Source organism: Acinetobacter sp. WCHA39 (genome assembly GCF_002165385.1).
Classification (GTDB): Bacteria; Pseudomonadota; Gammaproteobacteria; order Pseudomonadales; family Moraxellaceae; genus Acinetobacter.
Window position 1 is genome coordinate 1 of record NZ_NHRP01000046.1, and the last position, 18969, is coordinate 18969.

16 protein-coding genes and 2 pseudogenes are annotated in these 18969 nt (G+C 38.6%); 7 read left to right on the plus strand and 11 right to left on the minus strand.

Translation table 11 applies throughout. The annotated features are described in order from the left end of the window. Positions 1-79: 79 nt before the first annotated feature. From CDG56_RS15345 to CDG56_RS17385, 3 genes and pseudogenes are all read left to right on the plus strand, one after another. Positions 80-751: pseudogene (locus CDG56_RS15345) on the plus strand (tyrosine-type recombinase/integrase); the annotation flags it as partial. Between the two features lie 344 nt (positions 752-1095). Continuing rightward, entirely contained in the window at positions 1096-1308 is a 213-nt protein-coding gene (locus CDG56_RS17380; RefSeq protein ID WP_227519082.1) for a hypothetical protein, read from the plus strand. Between the two features lie 21 nt (positions 1309-1329). Then, positions 1330-1719, plus strand: a pseudogene (locus CDG56_RS17385) (tyrosine-type recombinase/integrase); the annotation flags it as partial. A gap of 377 nt (positions 1720-2096) precedes the next feature. On the opposite strand, the gene CDG56_RS15360 reads toward CDG56_RS17385, so the two are convergent. The 7 genes from CDG56_RS15360 to CDG56_RS15390 all read right to left on the minus strand — a co-directional run bounded on the left by CDG56_RS15360 (position 2097) and on the right by CDG56_RS15390 (position 12131). Next, positions 2097-2549: a hypothetical protein gene (locus CDG56_RS15360; RefSeq protein WP_087548343.1), complete on the minus strand. Its 453-nt coding sequence runs from the start codon at positions 2547-2549 to the stop codon at positions 2097-2099. Between the two features lie 27 nt (positions 2550-2576). Continuing rightward, positions 2577-7370, minus strand: coding sequence for an RHS repeat-associated core domain-containing protein (locus CDG56_RS15365; protein ID WP_087548344.1), 4794 nt, complete (start codon positions 7368-7370; stop codon positions 2577-2579). Between the two features lie 86 nt (positions 7371-7456). Next, positions 7457-7696 carry a hypothetical protein gene (locus tag CDG56_RS15370; RefSeq protein WP_087548345.1) on the minus strand — a complete coding sequence of 80 codons (240 nt, stop codon included), beginning with the start codon at positions 7694-7696 and terminating at the stop codon, positions 7457-7459. Between the two features lie 139 nt (positions 7697-7835). After that, a complete protein-coding gene (locus CDG56_RS15375; protein ID WP_087548346.1) occupies positions 7836-8738 on the minus strand; it encodes a hydrolase or metal-binding protein in 903 nt (300 codons plus the stop codon). 142 nt (positions 8739-8880) lie between these two features. After that, positions 8881-9999 (minus strand): YqaJ viral recombinase family protein, encoded by a 1119-nt coding sequence (locus CDG56_RS15380; RefSeq protein WP_087548356.1) that lies wholly within the window; start codon positions 9997-9999, stop codon positions 8881-8883. A gap of 121 nt (positions 10000-10120) precedes the next feature. Continuing rightward, a complete protein-coding gene (locus tag CDG56_RS15385; protein ID WP_087548347.1) occupies positions 10121-11185 on the minus strand; it encodes a DUF932 domain-containing protein in 1065 nt (354 codons plus the stop codon). A 361-nt stretch (positions 11186-11546) separates the two neighbouring features. After that, complete coding sequence (locus tag CDG56_RS15390) at positions 11547-12131, minus strand: Ltp family lipoprotein (protein ID WP_087548348.1); 585 nt, start codon at positions 12129-12131, stop codon at positions 11547-11549. Positions 12132-13026: 895 nt separating this feature from the next. On the opposite strand from CDG56_RS15390, the gene CDG56_RS15400 reads away from it, so the two are divergent. The 4 genes from CDG56_RS15400 to CDG56_RS15415 all read left to right on the plus strand — a co-directional run bounded on the left by CDG56_RS15400 (position 13027) and on the right by CDG56_RS15415 (position 14929). Then, positions 13027-13380 carry a hypothetical protein gene (locus tag CDG56_RS15400; RefSeq protein ID WP_087548349.1) on the plus strand — a complete coding sequence of 118 codons (354 nt, stop codon included), beginning with the start codon at positions 13027-13029 and terminating at the stop codon, positions 13378-13380. Positions 13381-13414: 34 nt separating this feature from the next. Next, positions 13415-14050 (plus strand): DUF805 domain-containing protein, encoded by a 636-nt coding sequence (locus tag CDG56_RS15405; RefSeq protein WP_087548350.1) that lies wholly within the window; start codon positions 13415-13417, stop codon positions 14048-14050. A gap of 133 nt (positions 14051-14183) precedes the next feature. Next, positions 14184-14444 (plus strand): hypothetical protein, encoded by a 261-nt coding sequence (locus CDG56_RS15410; RefSeq protein WP_087548351.1) that lies wholly within the window; start codon positions 14184-14186, stop codon positions 14442-14444. Between the two features lie 95 nt (positions 14445-14539). Continuing rightward, a complete protein-coding gene (locus CDG56_RS15415; RefSeq protein WP_087548352.1) occupies positions 14540-14929 on the plus strand; it encodes a hypothetical protein in 390 nt (129 codons plus the stop codon). 74 nt (positions 14930-15003) lie between these two features. Here the strand turns inward: CDG56_RS15415 and CDG56_RS15420 are convergent, their stop codons facing one another. The 4 genes from CDG56_RS15420 to CDG56_RS15435 all read right to left on the minus strand — a co-directional run bounded on the left by CDG56_RS15420 (position 15004) and on the right by CDG56_RS15435 (position 18546). Further along, positions 15004-15276, minus strand: coding sequence for a hypothetical protein (locus tag CDG56_RS15420; protein ID WP_087548353.1), 273 nt, complete (start codon positions 15274-15276; stop codon positions 15004-15006). A gap of 100 nt (positions 15277-15376) precedes the next feature. Continuing rightward, a complete protein-coding gene (locus CDG56_RS15425; RefSeq protein WP_087548354.1) occupies positions 15377-16291 on the minus strand; it encodes an inovirus-type Gp2 protein in 915 nt (304 codons plus the stop codon). Positions 16292-16660: 369 nt separating this feature from the next. Further along, positions 16661-16912 (minus strand): AlpA family phage regulatory protein, encoded by a 252-nt coding sequence (locus CDG56_RS15430; RefSeq protein WP_087548357.1) that lies wholly within the window; start codon positions 16910-16912, stop codon positions 16661-16663. Positions 16913-17049: 137 nt separating this feature from the next. Beyond that, entirely contained in the window at positions 17050-18546 is a 1497-nt protein-coding gene (locus CDG56_RS15435) for a hypothetical protein (protein ID WP_087548355.1), read from the minus strand. Between the last annotated feature and the right edge of the window lie 423 nt (positions 18547-18969).

Here is an 18969-nt window from a genome sequence, read left to right on the forward strand (position 1 = left end):
TAATACGAGATCAAAGGGGTCAATTTTACTTTGCCATTTGTAAGGTAAAAGGGGTCAATTTTAGAATGCCGTTGACACTGCTGAATGGAAAGGTAATCTCGAGCCTATTCTTGGTAAATTAATACAGGAATCAAATCCCCACGCATCTTTGCCTTATGATCAGGTCACTGAATTTATTCAACAGCTCAGATTAAAGAAAGGGATTTCGCCTAAGGCTTTAGAGTTTACTATTCTTACTGCCGCCCGATCAGGTGAAGTTTTTGGAGCGACATGGAAAGAAATTAATTTTAAAGATAAAGTATGGGTGGTTCCTAAAGAAAGAATGAAAGCTAAGAAAGAACACCGTGTTCCTTTATCACAGCCAGCCATTGATTTACTTAAGATAATTGAGAAAGACTTTCAGCCTCAGCCCAATGACTTTATTTTCCCTGCTCCACGTAGTGAAGGTATGTTATCAGATATGTCTTTAACGACATTGATCAAGCGTATGCACAAACAAAAACTCAAAGAAAATGGTATTGGATATATTGATCCAAAACAAAACCGAGTAATTACAACACATGGTTTCCGATCTACTTTTCGTGACTGGTCAGCAGACAAAACTGACTACCCTCGTGAAGTCTGTGAGCATGTACTTGCTCATAAACTACTAGACGAAGTTGAAGCTGCTTACCTACGTGGAGCTTATCTGGAAAAACGTAAAGGTCTGATGGCTGATTGGGCTGAATTTTGTAGTACACACTTTAACTAGACAGCATAAAATAAATGCTTCTGCCATCTAAGGCTGAAGTATTCGTTTAAAAGGGAATTACACAAAATAATTTACAGGCTCAGCAAGTTATTTTTCTCTTCCGCTACCTGCCTCTAACAGTCATTATTCTGTCTGCCAGCCCATAACTAAACAGAACAACCCTTTGTACAATGTCAGGACATGATACGATCAATGGCATCATTTTTATACTTATACTGAGAGTATAACCCTCGATGGAACGTATACAAGCCTCGACTCGTTCCCAAAGGTTAAAACCCTGTACTGGCGAAACAACCGCTATTGTTAATAAAACATTGGTAGGCATGATCATGCGGACTTGCATCATGAAAGGGCTAGCGGAAGTTGATCCTACATATGCTATAAAAGGTGTAATCAAACGTCCCAAAATTAATCATGCCCGCCCTTTGACCATGCAGGAAATACGAGAGCTTAAAGAAAAAATACCTTTATACACTGGAGCGCAAACGACAAGGAATGCGCTCAGCTTTCTATTTTATACAATGTTACGCACCATTGAAGTAAGGAGACTGGAATAGGCTTGGGTTGATTGGGAGAATAAAACGATTACATTCCCTGAGCGTATTTTTCAGGAAATCATTGATGGCAAGCGTGTTATGAAAAATAATAAGATCCACCTGTTGCCACTATCTGATCAGGCTTTTACTATTTTGGAAGAACAATATAGCGTTACAGCCAAGTGTCAGTTTGTATTCTCCTCCCCAATGCAACTCGCACTTGGTAAACCTGAAAAAATGTTGGGTCGCTCTACTCTAAATTTTGCACTTGATGCTCTAAAAATGAATGATGTATCACCCCATGATGCTAGAGCTACCGCATCCACATATTTAAATGAATTAGGTAGTGATGACAGATGGATTGAAAAACAACTATCACATACTGACAGAGACACAACAAGGGTAACGTATAATCATGCTAAGTGGCTATAAAAAAGACGTAGTATGCTCAAATGGTATGCAGATTTTTTAGATGGAAAAGTTAAAATGCCTCCCCATGATGATGGTAGTAATGAGAAAATATCTAGCTGAGCTTGAGCTAACTCAATTTACAAAAGAATAAGATTCTAGGCTAAAGTGCATCTACCTTGATAAGTACGCACATTTATTCGATTAGATACTCAATCTTCCTTTTCTTGGACAAAATAAAAAACCAATTACTCACGAGTGAATAACTGGCTAAGATTTTGCTAACTATCAAATATTAACTTGTTTGGTATTTCACCATACAATGGTGAAACGACGCAAAAATTAAGTATGCATAATGTTATTCCATAAGAATGTACCATACAAAAATAGGGTGAAGAAAATCATTTTCTCTTATCTAAATATTTGAGATATATTTCCTCTCCACCATCAAAAAATATTTCTTCTTCAACTTTACTATTAAGATAAAAATCACCTACATTCTCTTTCAGACCGTTCAAAACAGTACCATTTGATTGCAAACCTAATGAAACATTGTTTAAAAAACAAGTTTGATTTTCAGTATATGAAAACAATTGTATCAATGAATGAATATATTCATTACTGGGAATATTTTCATCCAATGTAAGTAAGCATGACTTCATATAGAATATTTTTTCTAGACTTCCGTCCATAAATAAAAAATAACCTGAAAAAAATCTACGTTCAATTCCACTTTGCCTACCAACAACATCATTTCTATTGAATTTTAGGTCTTTAGGAATACAAATATCTTTATATAATTTTATATAACCAGTAAAGCAACTAGTCTTAATATAAACGTTCTCTTCACCCATATAAATAACCTATCAAAATAATTGATTTTAAAGTCTTGGTGGTAAAATTTTAATTCCACCTGTAGCTCTAGCATCCTTATTAAGCTGAGGAAGAAGATAATTAGGAACCGAAAGTACTGTACCCTTAATGATATTTACATCAATACCTTTACTGATCTCAGATCTCCTTAAGGTTTGTGTAGAAACCATAGACGTCACCACACTGTAATTATATCTTTTACTCTCTTGATCTAAACTTGGCAAATAATTTGCTAGTCTGTAAGCATCTTCAATATTAAATACAAATTGCTTAACCTCCATCCCTCCTAAATTAGCTTGATATCCATATTTCATAGTTCGACCTAATTCTACTTGATTCATAGCTCTATAAATTGGAGTATATTGTTGTTTACTATCCCCTGTTAAACTCGCAGCAATTAAATAAGGAGAAGTTCTAACAGCAAATGCTTTAATACTATTCAAGCCTTTAATGATATCAGATGTACCTGGAAGACTTGGAATATTAATAGGGATATCTATATTTATACCAATATTAGGGATATTAATGGAGTTTTGTAATCCTCTATAATTCGACATTTCTGATAATGATAATTCAGATAGTAATCCACTCGGATCCACATTCATCACAGGATTACTACCTGCATACGTATACGGATTCAAACCACCTTCTAACCCAATCGGATCAGCTTCCATATAACGACCCAATTCAGGGTTGTAATAACGGTTGTGATTATAGAACTGACCTGTTGCCACATCAAAATACTGACCTGGGAAACGTAAATTAAACGTTTCAGTACCCGTTGGAGTACCTAAGCCAAAGGCTGTTGAATCCCAACTCCATGCAACTGCTTGTGTCCCGCTGTTAATTAAACGTCTTGGGGTATTTTGCGCATCTGTCACAATATAGTAGATTCGCGCCGTATTACCTGAGCTATAAATAGCAACAACTGGTTTATCACCTAACCAAATGTATTCTACAGGCTCACCATTATTACTGTATTCACCAATCAAATGACTTTGTTCATCATAGATATATTGTGACATAGTAGTGACAGCACCATTTACAACTCTGTCTCTAAAACTACGCTCATTTTTATGGTTATAGTTCATATAGTAGTATTCTGTAGTACTTACAGTATCTACTTTACGTCTAGCTCCATTGTCATATCTCGGTGTTTGTCCATAGATCAATTCACCATTTGCTGTATGGCTTACGCTTTGTGCTACACCTGCTTTGCTAAAGCTTGCTAACTTATTACCTGAGTAAGTATAGGTTGCACTTGCAGCAGGTTGCATATGCTGACCTGTTGCTGTAAGGCTAGTTCGGTTACCATTTTTGTCGTAGGTATAACTAATGCTATACGTTGCTGTTCCACCCGTTGTGCGGCTTTCACTCGTTAAGCGGTCTACATTATCATAACCATATGTATCTTGGGTTCCATTATCACGTGTCAGTTGAGTAATACGTCCATCTTTATCATAACCATAGGTTAATGAATAATTTGTAGTACCCGCACTGTTTTTATTGGTAATTGTATTCGTAGAGCCATCATTATTATAGCTTTGGCTGTAGCTTGCATTACCTGCTGAACTCCATAGCCATCCTGTTACACGATTGGCGCCATCATAGGTGATGTTACGAATCAGTGGATTTCCATATAGATTGATACTAGTGAGCATTCCCTGAGCATTATAACTGTAGGTAATAGCTCGCGTAGATGGTAATGTTAATGCTGTTATCTTTCCTCCTGTACTATAGCCATAATTCATATTAAGTGTTCGGCCACTAGTACCTGCATATCGATTGTATAACTGATTGATTGTTGACTTTTGGGTGATACGATCATAAGCATCATAGCTATAGCTTGTATCGACATCAAAGCCAGTTAATCCTGTACTCACCTTGTCCAATCGGCCATAACGACTTTGATCATAGGTGTAATTATCATTGATTTGATATTCGTTCGCAGTTGTACCACTATTCGCAGCACATGCAAATGCTCGATAACGACCTAACTCATCTAGATTGTTGTAATCGCATTTTCTTGTGCCATGTAAGCGTTGTGTTAACTGGTCTGCTTCATTATAGCTATAAGACTTCGTGCCATAATCGCTGTTCACTTCCTGAGTAAGTGTACTACCATTGCGATAGCTAAATGGGTTTGTTCCCGCATTGAGTGCATCTTTAGCGGTCGTGACATTGTCATTAACATCATATCCTGTGGTATCAACATTACCTGCACCATCGGTATGACTGGTGACGCGATTCAATGCATCATAGTCCCATTTTTCAATGATTCCTGCTGCACTGGTACTTTGTTTCAGGTTGCCATTATTGTCATAAATAAAGGTTGTATATTGACGTGTCGCATCACTACCTTGTTGGGTTTTAGAGACAAAGCCTTTGCCATCCAGATATTGATAACTTTCCGCAGCAACAATGCCTGCACTGGTTAAGCTCTTCTCACTTGCCAATGCACCTATAGAATAATAAGTTTTTTGGACTTTATTGCCATTCGGTAATGTGGTTTGCGTTAAACGTCCTGCCAAGTCATAAGCAAACTGTGTTGTTTCTGCATCAGGATTAGTTTCACTGGTTTTTTGTTTTAATGCATTGTATGCATAGCTCGTGGTTTGACCCGTGATTGTACCTGTTGCACCACCTACACCTGTCGTCTGGCTACTGATAGTGCCATCAGCATTATAAACAAATTGATTGACTAAACCTGTTGGATTAACCGTGCGTTCTGGTCCCCCAAATGTGTTATAGCCTAGATATTGTGTGGTACGAGCTGCGCCATTCACAGTTTGTGATTGGCTTGCCAAGTTACCGAAATTGTCATAGCTATAAGTAATTTTATCTGCTGTGCCAGTACGTGGTCCATCTACACTGAGTAAACGAGCAAAATGCTTACTGGTTGTGGTCTCATCATAGGTGTAACTTGTGACCTTACTGGTACTTCCTGACTGACTTGATGTTTGGGTTTGAGTCACAATTTGTCCACGTGGGTTGACCACATTGGTAATTGTGATATTTGGCGTTGAAACACTGGTTGGAGTTAAAAATAAATTGACAGAATTATCATTCAAAACACCGTAGATATATGTCGTTTTACGGCTTAATGCTGTATCCGCTGCTTCAGTAATCCCTGTGATACGGCTTAGATTGTCATATTCATAGGTGGTGGCAATATTATTAGCATCTGTAACTTTTACTAATCGACTACGAGCTGTAGCAAATTCAGCCGTGTTAACTGGCTTACCATTTGATGTTAAGCAAGGATAGCCTGATGCTGTCACTGTAAGACTGCTATCAGAGTTCACTGTACTTTGAACAGTACTGGTTGCTGTGCCTGTTGCTAATTGTAAAGTCAGATTAATAGTTTTCGCATTATCATCATAAACTGTTGAGAAGTCTTGTGCTGTTCCTGACGTTAAGGGAGTATAAGAACGCAAAGTGGTTTGGGCTGTAGAGTAAATCGTACCATTTAAGACATAGTTTTGAGTAATGTCCCATTGTCTTACTATATTGCCAGCGCTATTTTTCACTTGTCGAAGCACAGGAAAATAATAACTCGCATCTGGGGTTCGACCCTTACTCGCAACATAGGCTTTCACTGCCCCTATTTCTGTCATTTCATTGACATAGCTATAAGCACCTGATGCAGTTGAATCTGAACTAATTAAGGCAAATACAGTGGTATCCGATCCTGTACTAGCAACTTTGTTGGCATAAGCCTTATAGTTGAAAGTTGCAACTTGGTTTCCACCCTGTGCGGCAGTATAGGTTACTTTAGTCACGAGGCGTGACTCATCAATGGTCTGAGTTGCACCTAATGCAGCATCATGGAAAGTTCGTTCAAATACTAATTTATTATTATATTGATCGCTGACTTGGGTCAGATTCATTTTACTATCATATTGCAAATCAATCACTTTACCTTGATTGTTTTCAATCTTTGCAACTCGGTAAAGTTGTAATGAAACAGTTGTATCTGTTTTTATCCACAAATCGGTATTAGAAATTGCACCTGGTGGCGCATTAAAGTTATACCAAGAATCTTTGGTCGAATTTAAATACCCACCAGAATTAATATATAAATTAACTCGATCAGAATAGGTTTGAGCAGGTGACATGGTATGTGATGTATCTGATATCGTATATTTCACCCCATTTTTTACGATAATCAGGTTACTACCTGAACGACTAAGTTGATACTCACCTAAGTCTGAGTTCCATGGCAAACTTTGTACACTATTGTTATTTAAATCTTTTATTGCATCAGCAGAATATAAACGACTAAAGCTTCCATTTTCTTCTTTGAATATAGTATCAACACTCTCACCTGGTAAACGCACAAAGATTTCTTTTACAGCCATAGTACGTGTGACAGGTGTTTTTGTTGTCAGTAAATACTTCAGGGGATTTGTAGAGACTTGTTGTGCTGTAAATTGGGTATACTCAGTGGTTACTGCTGTAATGTTTTGGACAAAAACATGGGCTTGATAGTTATCAGCCCAACCTGATGTACTTTCTTCTGGTTGTGAAAACGTTTGTGTCGCTGACAAATTTTGGCGTAAAGGTGCACGGTAATTAAGACTATAAGGTAGCGCACCTAGAATCTGAGACTGCCCATAACTCACATCTCCAGACATTAAGTCATATCCAGCAGTACATGATTGTATTCCTGGTGAACGGGCTGATGCATAGTTTTGTGCAACAATATCTGGTGCAGCATAAACGATTTGACTAAGTAAACTTAGTATTCCCCATAGACATAGCCAAATGCCATGTCTATACCCTTCTATGATTTTTTTCATTATTGATTCCATGATTTTTCAATACAGAACTTTTTGTCTACTTCTAAGACAAAAAAAATTGATTAGTGCTGTTCGTTCTGAAATGTTTACTTTGGCGAATTTAATGATCGAGCAGTACCATCTGCTACAACCTTCGCTTCGGTAAGTGAAGATTTTTTGAGTTGTTCCTGATTAATCAACTCAGCTTGTGCTTTGGCATGATCTTGAGCATAGCCCACCATTCCATCATTCTTTTTAGAAGTCTGTTCTGTTTCACATCCTGTACTTAGAAATATTCCTCCTAATATAAAAATAGAAATGAATACAGATATGTTAGGTTTCCTCATTAGTTTTTCTCCTAGCTTAAAATAAACTTAAATTTGCAAAATATTGTACTTTAATTACATTTAAATACATTGTCATTGTTTGAATTTCATCCGTGTCATTTTTTCCAAAACTTAAAGAGCATCTTTCGATGCCCCAAAGTCAATTCAAAGCCTGCACTGACTGCTGCAACCCTTTCTGAATATCCTGCACATGTTCCAAATCATAGGTTTGCGGACGCTGCTCTGGTTTAGACTCATCTGTGTAAAACTCCTCAACAATATCCAAGCTCTCTTCCCCTCCCACTTCAAAACTGGCATTGCCATAACCCTGCCGTGCCACATGGTCTAAAGCCTCCTGATAAAACCCTGCTGCTTTGCTTTGTTCATCCATCTGCTTGGCTGAACTAATCGCATCTTTCAGGTTTGTGCCATCACGTAAAGTTAAATCTACGTAGTAAATTGGAGTACGATAACTTTGCGTAGTGCTCTTGCCTCTTAAAGTCAGTTGCAATGGCAAGCATGAAAGTAAATCGCCTGATGCGGCATGGTAATAACGCAGCCGTGCTGCCAAAGTGCGGATACTATTAAAGCCTGTGGTTCTAAAAATGAATGTGCCAAATTCGTCCGATTCATCTAGGTTCACATAGAGTCTACCGTAGGGTTTGCATAATCCACCCTGTGCCAGTGGACACAGGTCAGGTGATGGGCATGGATGTTGTTCAACACCGTTTTGTCCAAGTCGCTGACAGCTTTCGCCATTGCCTGAACAAATTAATCGTCCAGTCTGACGATCAAATAGGCTGTACTCCGCTCGTAGATTCAGTTCAGGATCATTAAAAATCATACGGACTGGAATGCTTCTGAGTTTCTGGTTTTGATTCGGTGCCTTGGCACGGAGTTGTTCATCCAGTGGATGTTTCACCCATCCATCCTTGTTTTGGATTTGGCTAGTAATGGTAAATTGATCCTCCTTTTCAGGCAGACGTTTGCCATTCTTTTCAACAATTTTGCCAATACTGATACGACCTAACACAGGTGGAGTAATAGCTAAACCTTTAATCATGATGATGTCCTCTCTATAGATGTATAAATAAAATTTTGCGCATAAAAAATCCCATACCTGTTTAGGCATGGGATCAGTGAGTTTTTGAGGTTGGTTGATTTGATACGTAGTTGGGAAATAAATGGTGGAATGAAGATCTGTCCTATCCACCATTCGGATAAATCTGAAAGCGCCGTGTTCCTGCTTTGGTTTGTGGAAACTGCTGTAGGTATTCAGGATGCTCTTTCAGTAAGGATTTACTGTCTAGGCTGATCGAGTCCTGTGATTTCTTCCAAGTGATAGAGCCACCTGTAAACACTGCTCGCTCTGCTTCTTTCATCAGCATTTGTAGTTGATGTTTCAGTTCATCGAAATACTGTTGGTGTTGTTCAACTTTATGTCGCTCCTCAAGCAATTGGTTAAATAGGTAGTTGGCTTGTTCATTTTGGCTGAGGTCTTCTACCTGTAATGGGATCTGTGCTGGGTAAAGTTGTTGCAGGGCTTTGGCTGCTGAGTCAGAGGCATCGACACTCGGTGGAATATCCGATTCCACACATTGCCAGAAGTGACGTTCAGCATTAATGATGTGCTGAATCACCGTTTCATTACGCGTCACTTTAAAGGTTTTACTTTCATGCCCACAAACCAAGGCACAGATATGCGCGGCTTGTTTGCCTGTCACTGCCAATTGATGTTGCACTTGGCACAGCACATAAAGCGGTACGCCATCTCGCCATAGTTTTGAGCCATATTCCCCTACGGTTTTGCACTCCAATATCTGAACTTGGTCATTACCGACCACGGCATAATCCAAATTGGCGAGCATAAAATGTTTGTCTTCATCGGGGTGTTGTAACACTGCATTGACTCGACGTACCTTATTGTTGGTGTGCATGCTGTAGTATTCAGCAACAAGAGGTTCAAGTTGCTTGCCCCAATATAAAGGTGCATAACCTGCACTTTCATCTTCGATGTTTTGTTGCATCCGTCCTGTTTTAATCATCCATAGTTCTAGCATCGACATATACGGATTGAGTCCACATGCGGTGGCTGCATCACTGCTACCAATGCCCTGTTTTCTGACTTCGAGCCACTGTTGGTAATTGAGCTGTTTGGTGTTGGCAAGGCGTTTGGCTGTGGGTGCTTTGGTTTTTCGTGGCTGTTGGTCGCGTTTAGTTCGAGTTCCGACTTCAACTTGCTGAGTGGGTTGATTTAAGTTTGGTGAATAAGGCTGTAGTGGTGGATGATTTAAGCTGTTTTGAATTTGCGTATGGGTATTCATCATTTGTCCTGTATCAATATAGAAATGGCTTAAATTAAATTGGCGGCATAAAAAAGCTGCATCCAAAGATGTAGCTCAATAAAATTAACTTGGGGATCATGTTCTGCTTAGGCTAAATAATTTAAGCAACGAGTCTAAGAACTTGTTCTAACGCTCTCTGCTTGATGGCTGCACCTGCACCAAACCAAGCTGAATCCAAACGATGATCCGTACTCATAGCACGTCTTTCGTGATCAACAAACTCGGTCATGGAACAGAGCAATCCATAAGCCGTATCCTTGGCTGAACTGAGTTCTGCCCCTCGCCCATGTCCATTGAACATGGCCATCACCTTGGACATGGCACGTCCGTTGGGTTCAGTTTTATTGTCAGCTTTATTCGTTGTGGATGTTACTGGTATACCTTGATTTGGCATTGCCACATTACGGTAGAACTGGACAATGCTTTCATCCTGCTCCATTGGGCTGAGGCTGGTATTGTTAAACACTGCATCAAAATAGGCTGCGGCTTCCTGCTGTGTCACTTTACGCTGACTGAGTTGCTTCATTTCATACATGTGTTCATCCCATGCACGGACAGAAATACCAAGTTGCTGTTTTACTTTTTCCGCATCGAATTTAGTGCTGTGGGGCACTTTCACCACACCTGCACTGGTATTCTGTCCTTTTAAAGCAATCGCTAAGGTATTGTTACATACCACCCGAATACTCGTGAATTGTGCCGTGGTTGCTAAAGTCCCATCACAAGCAGTTGCCAATAAGATGTAGCCATTACTCACATCCTTGCCTTTTAAAGCTGAGCTTTGTCCCGTTCTAGCCAATGCCCAGAATTTTTTACCGCCTTTGAGTACCCCTGCGGTTTCCAGCTCAAAACCTGATTGTTCGGTCAGGTCACGATAAAATTCCAAAATTTCCATAGGTTGAACTTCTTGAAAGCGTTGGCTCACCACTGATAATGGTGCATGGGTATCTGAGCGATATAAAACCCGTTGTTCTTCAAAAGGCATAATGATGCTTTGTCCTTTTTCATTTTGTGCCATATAGCTGACATCAGAGGATTCTATCCGCCAGTCCATACCTGCTTGTTGCGCCCAAACTTCAATCGGTTGGTTTTGCGTGAGTGAATTACCTAAGCCATGCCAAGGGGTTTCACCGACATACGCCATTTGTTCAAGTTGATGTGCCATAGAGTTTTCCTTATTAAGGTTGATACTGAATTACTTCAAATTTAGATTTCGTGCATAAAAAAAGGTCTGCTGGGAAGCAGACCAAAGTGAGTGGACATAAAATTGCTTTTGAATACATGGATTCACTTAGATGGTATATATCTGAAATTTATTTTATTTCTGGTATTTTTTATTTCTAAGTATAGTTAACTCACACTTAGAATTTTGGATTACAAATAAATCATAATTAACTTAAGAAGAAAAAGGATTTGGTCAATAAGCAAAATAGCCGAACCATTTCAAATAAAAAAGACCCAATGCACCAATGGCTTATAGAGTTTTTATATAAATTAGATATTTGCCTTGTTAAAAACCAAAGGAATTAACCACAAGCTCCTGCTTGTTGAGCACCATAGTTTGCCTGACTCACTGTATAGCCATCACCAGCACTTGATGAAAGTTGATCGATAAGACCTTTACATGAGAATCCTGTCATCTCAAGGTATTGCCTAGCAGATCTTGCAGCTTGTTCATTCCAATTCACATCTAGGCTATTTACGGCTGCTGTTGCATCAGAGACGTTATATCCGTCTCCATAATCTGACGATAGTTGCTGAATCAACCCTTTACGTGAAAAACCAGTCATACTGAGATACTGCTTTGCAGACCTAACAGCATGATACTGTGAAGCTGATAAGCGAGAAGACTCGTCTTCTACCGCCGCAATAGCTTTTTGCGTTGCTGCCGAATAACTATTTCCAGCACCTTGTGATTCTGCCTCTGTTGCTACAGCTTCTTGAGTAACTTCTGTTGCTTCCCGACGAGCAGCTTCTTGTAATTCGGCAGCTGATAGAACACTAGATTGGCTAGAAGCTGATTGTGTGTTGTTCTCTCTGCCACCTGCAAAAAGCCCAATAATTATCAAGCCAACAAAAATCATTCCAAGCCACGCAAATAACGTCTTCATACTCTATTCTCTCATCTCGTCAAAACTATTTTTATAAAAAGTAAAGTTATGTGTGTTCTATGTTATGAGGTTCTATTTAATCTAATTATCAGTTAATTTTCAATGCTCAAGAAAAACTGAGACAGTTATAACCTCAAACTTATCCTTATAAACAAAAGTTTTAAAAATTGTAGCGTTTACTTCAGAATTCGTAATTACCTCCATAGTCGCTTTAAATGCCTCACAGCTCCATATTTAAAGGTTTCCTTTCTATAAAGTAAATCAATATATCAATAACGTTCACCCTAATTTTAACTCTCTTAATTATGAGCGAAGCAAACTTTAGGCTTAATCTGCATGAAACAAAAATTGAAGATAGCCAAATGTTTCTCAAAAAGTTGAAAAACAATAAGGTTCTTCTATTGATAATAAATCATCCTGATACGCCGTCGAATATTTAAAGTGATTTGACGTACTCTCGACTAGACATTATCATTCCTCTGCTGGCCTACATTGCCAGTCGGTTTTAGCAGACCGTTTACCCAAAGCACACTAAAAAGTCCAACTTTTTGGTGGGCGACCCTGTGTGTCCTCCCTCTGCGGCGGAACGGGAGGGGGACACCTTCGGGTGTGCTGATCTTTTTGGGTATCAGTCTGCTAACCCCTTTTCGTTTCGCCACCATTATTTAGCAGTAATGCGGTGAAACTTCTTTATACCCAAAGGAGTCAATCATGACTAATCTGCATTCTTTTTTTTGGACATCCACCCTGTCCGTCATCAATAAATCCCAAAGCATAAAATCGTTGAGCATCTGCGTTTTTAGTAATAAACAGCTCAATTTATAACAAGACCTTTGTACATAACAATTTCAGCTTTTTAACACTGCCTACTCCATTAGGTAGGAGTCATTACGCCATGAAAAAAATGTTTGGCATCTTATGCATGCTTTGGGGTTTATCTGCCTGTAGCACCAATCAATCTGCCCCGATTAGCGTCAACATCAACCTCGAAGAAAACCCTGCCTATCAATATCAGGGTGAATATGCCGCTCTGTATTACAGCTATATCCACATTCAATCCACTGTGGATCAGGTGCATGTCAACAAGGTCTTAATCAATCGTGGCAATTGCCCTATTTCATTTTGGGTCTATAGAAATCCGAACCTTAAGTTTGGGCAGGAAATGAAAGCTGTTTTGCGTTGTGACATGGAGCAAGTTCGAGAGGTGACAGTAGAAACCGATCAGGGTGAATTTACCTTTAACTTCTAGGCAACTTTTCAACAGATAAAATAAGGACACAACAATGAAAGGCAAAATTTTAGATTTTACAATTCAAACCAATATGGGAATTATCCTAGGTAATGACCAAAAACGTTATACCTTTATAGGCAGCGAGTGGAAAGAACAACAGACACCTGTTCGGGGTAATGAAGTTGACTTTGAAGTAAATGCCGAGGGACAGGCGACAGCCGTTTACCTCGAACTTACAGCAACCCCTGCACCATTTACCCAGATTAAAGCACCTATAGCCTCACCGAGTTTATCAAATGGCGACCAACATAATTCAGCCAAGGAAATATTCAATAAACTGGAACAGACGGAAGCCAGTTATCGTCAGGCGATTTTCACCTGCTTTAAGAAGTTTGCAGATTTTAAGGGGCGTGCTAGACGGAGTGAGTTTTGGTACTTCGAGCTGTTCTGTGTACTTATCAGCTTAGTCTTTAGCTTTTTTATTAGTGAAGATGTGGCAACCATAGCAATGTTGATCACATTAATTCCAAGTATTGCTGTAAGTGTCAGACGACTCCATGACATTGGGCGTTCAGGTTGGTGGATGCTAATCACACTTGTACCAATTGTGGGGATTCTTCTACTTCTGTTTTGGGCGACCCAAGAAGGCGATTCTGCATCAAACCAATATGGTGAGCCACCAAAATAATTCATTGGGTATTCAAGGGTGGTCTGGTGATGTTTGCCTTCACCCACTCAACTCTATCATTACCACCCTGATTCAAGAATTGTTGAACTGAAAGATATATCCAATGCTGATAATGAAATTGAGTTCTTAAAATATGAAAAAACATTTAATTATTGCTTTGCCTATAGTCTTTTTCTTTTCTGGATGTAATGAAGTTAATTTCACCAAATTGAACTATCAGGCCCAGTTATGTACTGCGGACAATTCAATTTCTTGTAATGATGTACGAATCAAGAAAGCCATTGTTGCTACAAAAATGGCACGTGAGCAGTTAGAAGAGAATAAAGACAAAGTTGTTCGGGAAGCTGGTGAAGCAGGCTATCAGCAGTTACTTATGTTGATGGACAAAAAATAGCCTTTCTCAAAGATCAACGTCCAAACTTATATTTACGCTGGTTTGAACGTAATACCCCCTATTATAAGGAAGTTGATTTTGGTGAAAGCATTGATTTGGAAATTGAAAACATTATCAATGGGCATCATAAAAAGCCTGAGCCAGTTCAACAACCTATGGTTCAAGCTCCACCACCAGTACAGCAAGAGACAGTCGAACATGACCAACCTGATACCATGAAAGATATTGTTAGCCGTCAAGCACTACGTTTGTTTCAGCAGGAACTAAATAAGGTCGCGGGCGGCGCAACCTACCAATATGATTCAATCAAGTTCCGTGGAGAACCTTGGCAAGAGAATGATACCTTCAGCTATCCTGTTACCTTACGCTTTAAGATTAATGGAACAGATGTTTATTACAACTGTGAGAGCACTGAAATTGGTTATGACCAAAGCAATGGTACGGTCGAAGCCTATGTTCCTGATGCTTGCTTTATTCCTAATTAATTCTATTGTTACATATTAATCTCTTCAAAATTGAAAAAGCTAGGGAGGCATGACCTCCCTATTTTTTATCCCGCTCAATAAAAAGATTGTCCACAATGCTGGCATTGAAAGCAAGATTGCACATTTTGAGTTGAAGCAGAACCAAATACTGAACCTAACAAACCACCGACTACGGCTCCTGCAATCCCGCCTATGAGAGGCGACACAGGTAATGTTTTTGATAATGCTGCACCCATCGTGGCAAATGATGCTGATGATGCCAGACTCTGATTACCAGCCTGTGAATTACTATTTTGCACAACACGAATCACATGCTCTGAATGGCAATATGGACAATTGATTTGCATAAAATATACCTCTGAAATAAGAAAGGCTTACCGTAGAGATAAGCCAATAAAGAGAAGATGTTTCTCATCTAGATGGTATGTATTTAAGATTATTTCTAAACTAAGTATGCTCTCGATATCGACGGTCACTGCGACGATAGCTACTCATGCTAAAAGTACGCATTCTGAACGGCTTAACCCGTAAGTACTGATTGTCCTTTTCAGGGTTCACCAAATAGGAACATACATTCTTCGCATTCTCAACTGATCTCAGGTCATTTCGATAAATCATCCCAATGCCTAGTTTTCCTAACTTTCTGAACTGCTCTTTATGCTCCGTGCTATTGCAATTAAAGCCATAACCATTTTGTTTCGTTATCTGCTTCCAGCGCTCGATTACCTCATTGGCATAGTAGTAATCTTGTTTTTTCACCGCACCGTTATAGATCAACAAGAGATGGCAATGATAGCCCTTTTCCTCCCCTTGCTCTAAGGCCCATGCATAGCCCTCTAAATCGCTAAAACATCTGTCACCATCCTGAATATATCCAGTTAACTTTTGAACATCATCTCTAAAAAGGCGAATATCAATATCAGCATGCTTTTCTTTCACATAGGCTAAATCAACCCTAACGAACAAGAGCTTGCTATAGTGTCGGGTTAAATTATCAATCAGCTTGAGTAACTGTTCACGATTACGTTCTTCAGCGTGATAGAAATCTTTTCTCTCAATCTCTCGCTGTCTTATGAACGTACAGAAAATATTCCGAATGTCATTACACTCCATCTGATAGAGCCATTCATAGTCAACTTTTCCATCAATGGTGTTTTGCTGCTTTAGTTCAAAGATGGCTTGGATATATGCTGAGTACCAAAGGCTATCGTCGTATTCAAAATCTATTTCATGAATAAGGAATTCTAGCTCTTGCTTGAAGCCATCCCATCCTATGTTGCCAGAGTAATCAATGGTTTGTTCAACAAAAGCTTCTATATCAATTAATAGCTTTGAATGATTGCATGTTAGGTAGTTAGCCATGATTTAATCTCCTATGTGGTATGACGCTACATAAGAGAGGTGTGATATGTTTTGTATTACAGGTTAATCATTCTTCTTTGAATGTGTTTGAAATAGTTACATCTCATCAGGTTGCTTGTATGCTTCGTGATTATTGCAATATGGTAAATAGTATTGAAGAAGTGTAATAATATTAATAACCTACTAAGCAAATGTACATAGACTAAATATAAGAATAGACATACTTCCATCACATCACACTTTCAATTTCGCTATCCGTCTACTGGATCAGTAAAAAGATCATCCAACCATCCTGATTGACCTTCATTTTTTAAATTTCAATCAAGCGGAAGTTATGTCCCACCAGATAGCAGATAAATTGAAGGGAGCCTAAGCTCCCACGGATTCAACAACAACGCGACTGTTCAACTTACTCTCTATCCATTGATGGATCTCAAATGCTGACCACCCCACCCGTCCTATCGTCAACTGTACCTGTTTGGGAAAGGTTTTATCGTAGTACTTACTCTTCGGGTCCATCATGGTATAAATCGTGGCACGGCTAATTCCCGTGAAAAGTATTACCTGTTTAAGATTGATGATTTGGTGCATGGTAAATGTCTGACTAATAAAGGCATTCATTCTATTTCCCTTCATGATTAATCGAGCGCATCTCGCTCAAATCATTCCGGATTTCTGTAAATTAATATCTATGTACAATCTTCATCCACGAAAAACCTTAACCATAATTCTAAATTCGCTTTTTACAATGCTGTTCCCTACTTTCTACTACTACTCACCCTAGACAAAATAGCATCAGTATATTCACGCTCATAACTGTCCATTAGGTAGAAATATGGAATCAGTTTCTGATCAACATTTTTCCACAATGAGCTACGTGCTTCCAACAACCAAATTCGCTCAGAGGAGACATCCAGTAATACAGGAATTTGTGATACGTCAACTTTCCAGTCTTTTTTCTTTTCATTCTCTAATGCTTCAATTTCTTTTTCCAATATCTTTTCTGCAAAATTTTGAAGCGCTCCTTCTAACCCACCGAATAAGTTGGAATAGTCTTTGGAGGCGGATAATTTATTTGCATCAAAGAACAAAGCAACATCATTTTGTAGCACTCCGCCCTGCATTTCTTTCCACATACCAATAAAACTCAATAAGCCAACCAGATCATTTTTTTCTTCTTTCAATTTTTTAATAAATTCTGTAAAAAAGTTTTTAAAAAAATCATGTCTCACAGATTCTTCATCACAAAAGAGCCCAATTTGAAATCGGCAAACCGCCACATCGCTATTTTTGTATTTTGCTAATAGCTCTCGATCTCGATCTGCTCGTTTAACTCGTGCTTTCAATTTTTCTTTAAACTTGGCAAAACTACGATATTCAGTATCCACTCGACTTGAGTACCATCCGCGGGAATTACCCACTAAAGGCGAAAGGTTGTATTTCCCCTTTACCCATAACTCTCTTAGCTCGAAAAGTAAATTATTAAGCTCACGTACCCCTTTCCACGAAATATCTTGATCCACATAGAATGCCCTATTTCTTCGTAAACTGTTGAGTTGCTTATCGGTAAACTCGACATAAATTTTAACAGCAGCAGTTAAATACTCATGATCAAACTTAATAATTTCATTCGACCTAGATATTAAAAAAAGGAATTCTTTGCCAATCGAGGTTATCTTTTTAGCAATATCTCCCTGTCTTCTTGAAGTTCCCTGATCTTCAATAAATGCTGGCAGAGGCTTTAAGACCAGTAACAACATAAAGTTTTCTATACGATCGAGCAAGTCCAACTTGTTAGGATGAATACTTAAAAATTCTTCCACATCAAGCGACCAATTAACGCACGCACTCCGTTTTTTACTCGGGAACCCTTCCTCTTTAAAATCTTCATATAGTTCCCTATTCGTTACTTTTAAAGCATTTAAATACTCATGTGCGAATTGAAGCTGTTTAGGCAAGACAGGAGGTTTTCCTATATCCGTTATTAAATCTAAAAAACATTTTGGTTGATCGAAATCTTTACTATCCGATAATCTATTTCTTGGCCTTTGACCTTGCCTTCTAGCTTCTGAGAATAGAGTACTGATCCTTTCATCATTCAGCAATTTTTCAATAATAAGCTCAGCAAGTTGGTTATTCATCTCATCCCGAATATTGGTAGGATGATTATTTAACTGATCTGTGTCATCTAACACATCATCTACAGGATCAACTTCCAGTAGTTGTTCTTCACTATGTTTTTCATGTTCCAACATGTAAACCCCAGCTATTATCTTTAGAGTACGCTTATTAATTAGTATACTTATTCCCTGCTCTTAAATCACTAATTCCTAATATTTTTTAGACTTATTCCTATAACGTTTGAGACTTATTCCTGCCCTAAGTAAACATAAAAGTACAATTTTAAAAACTGGATTATGCAATGGGATTAACATACTAAGGTAAATATGTCGTTACGCTTTTTCCCAAAATATGAAATATCTTATCCATACCTCGGTCATTTTAAATAGGCAAAGAACTTCTCTATAGAGACAGAAAAAGTATCATCCCAGCAAACTTAGAGATGGATCCGTAAATTTGAACAACTCCTATAAGTGATATTCTGCTCCTCAAATGATGTTATAAACATCAATATATGGAGTATTTTATGGCACGTAGACCAAGAAGAAATCATTCAA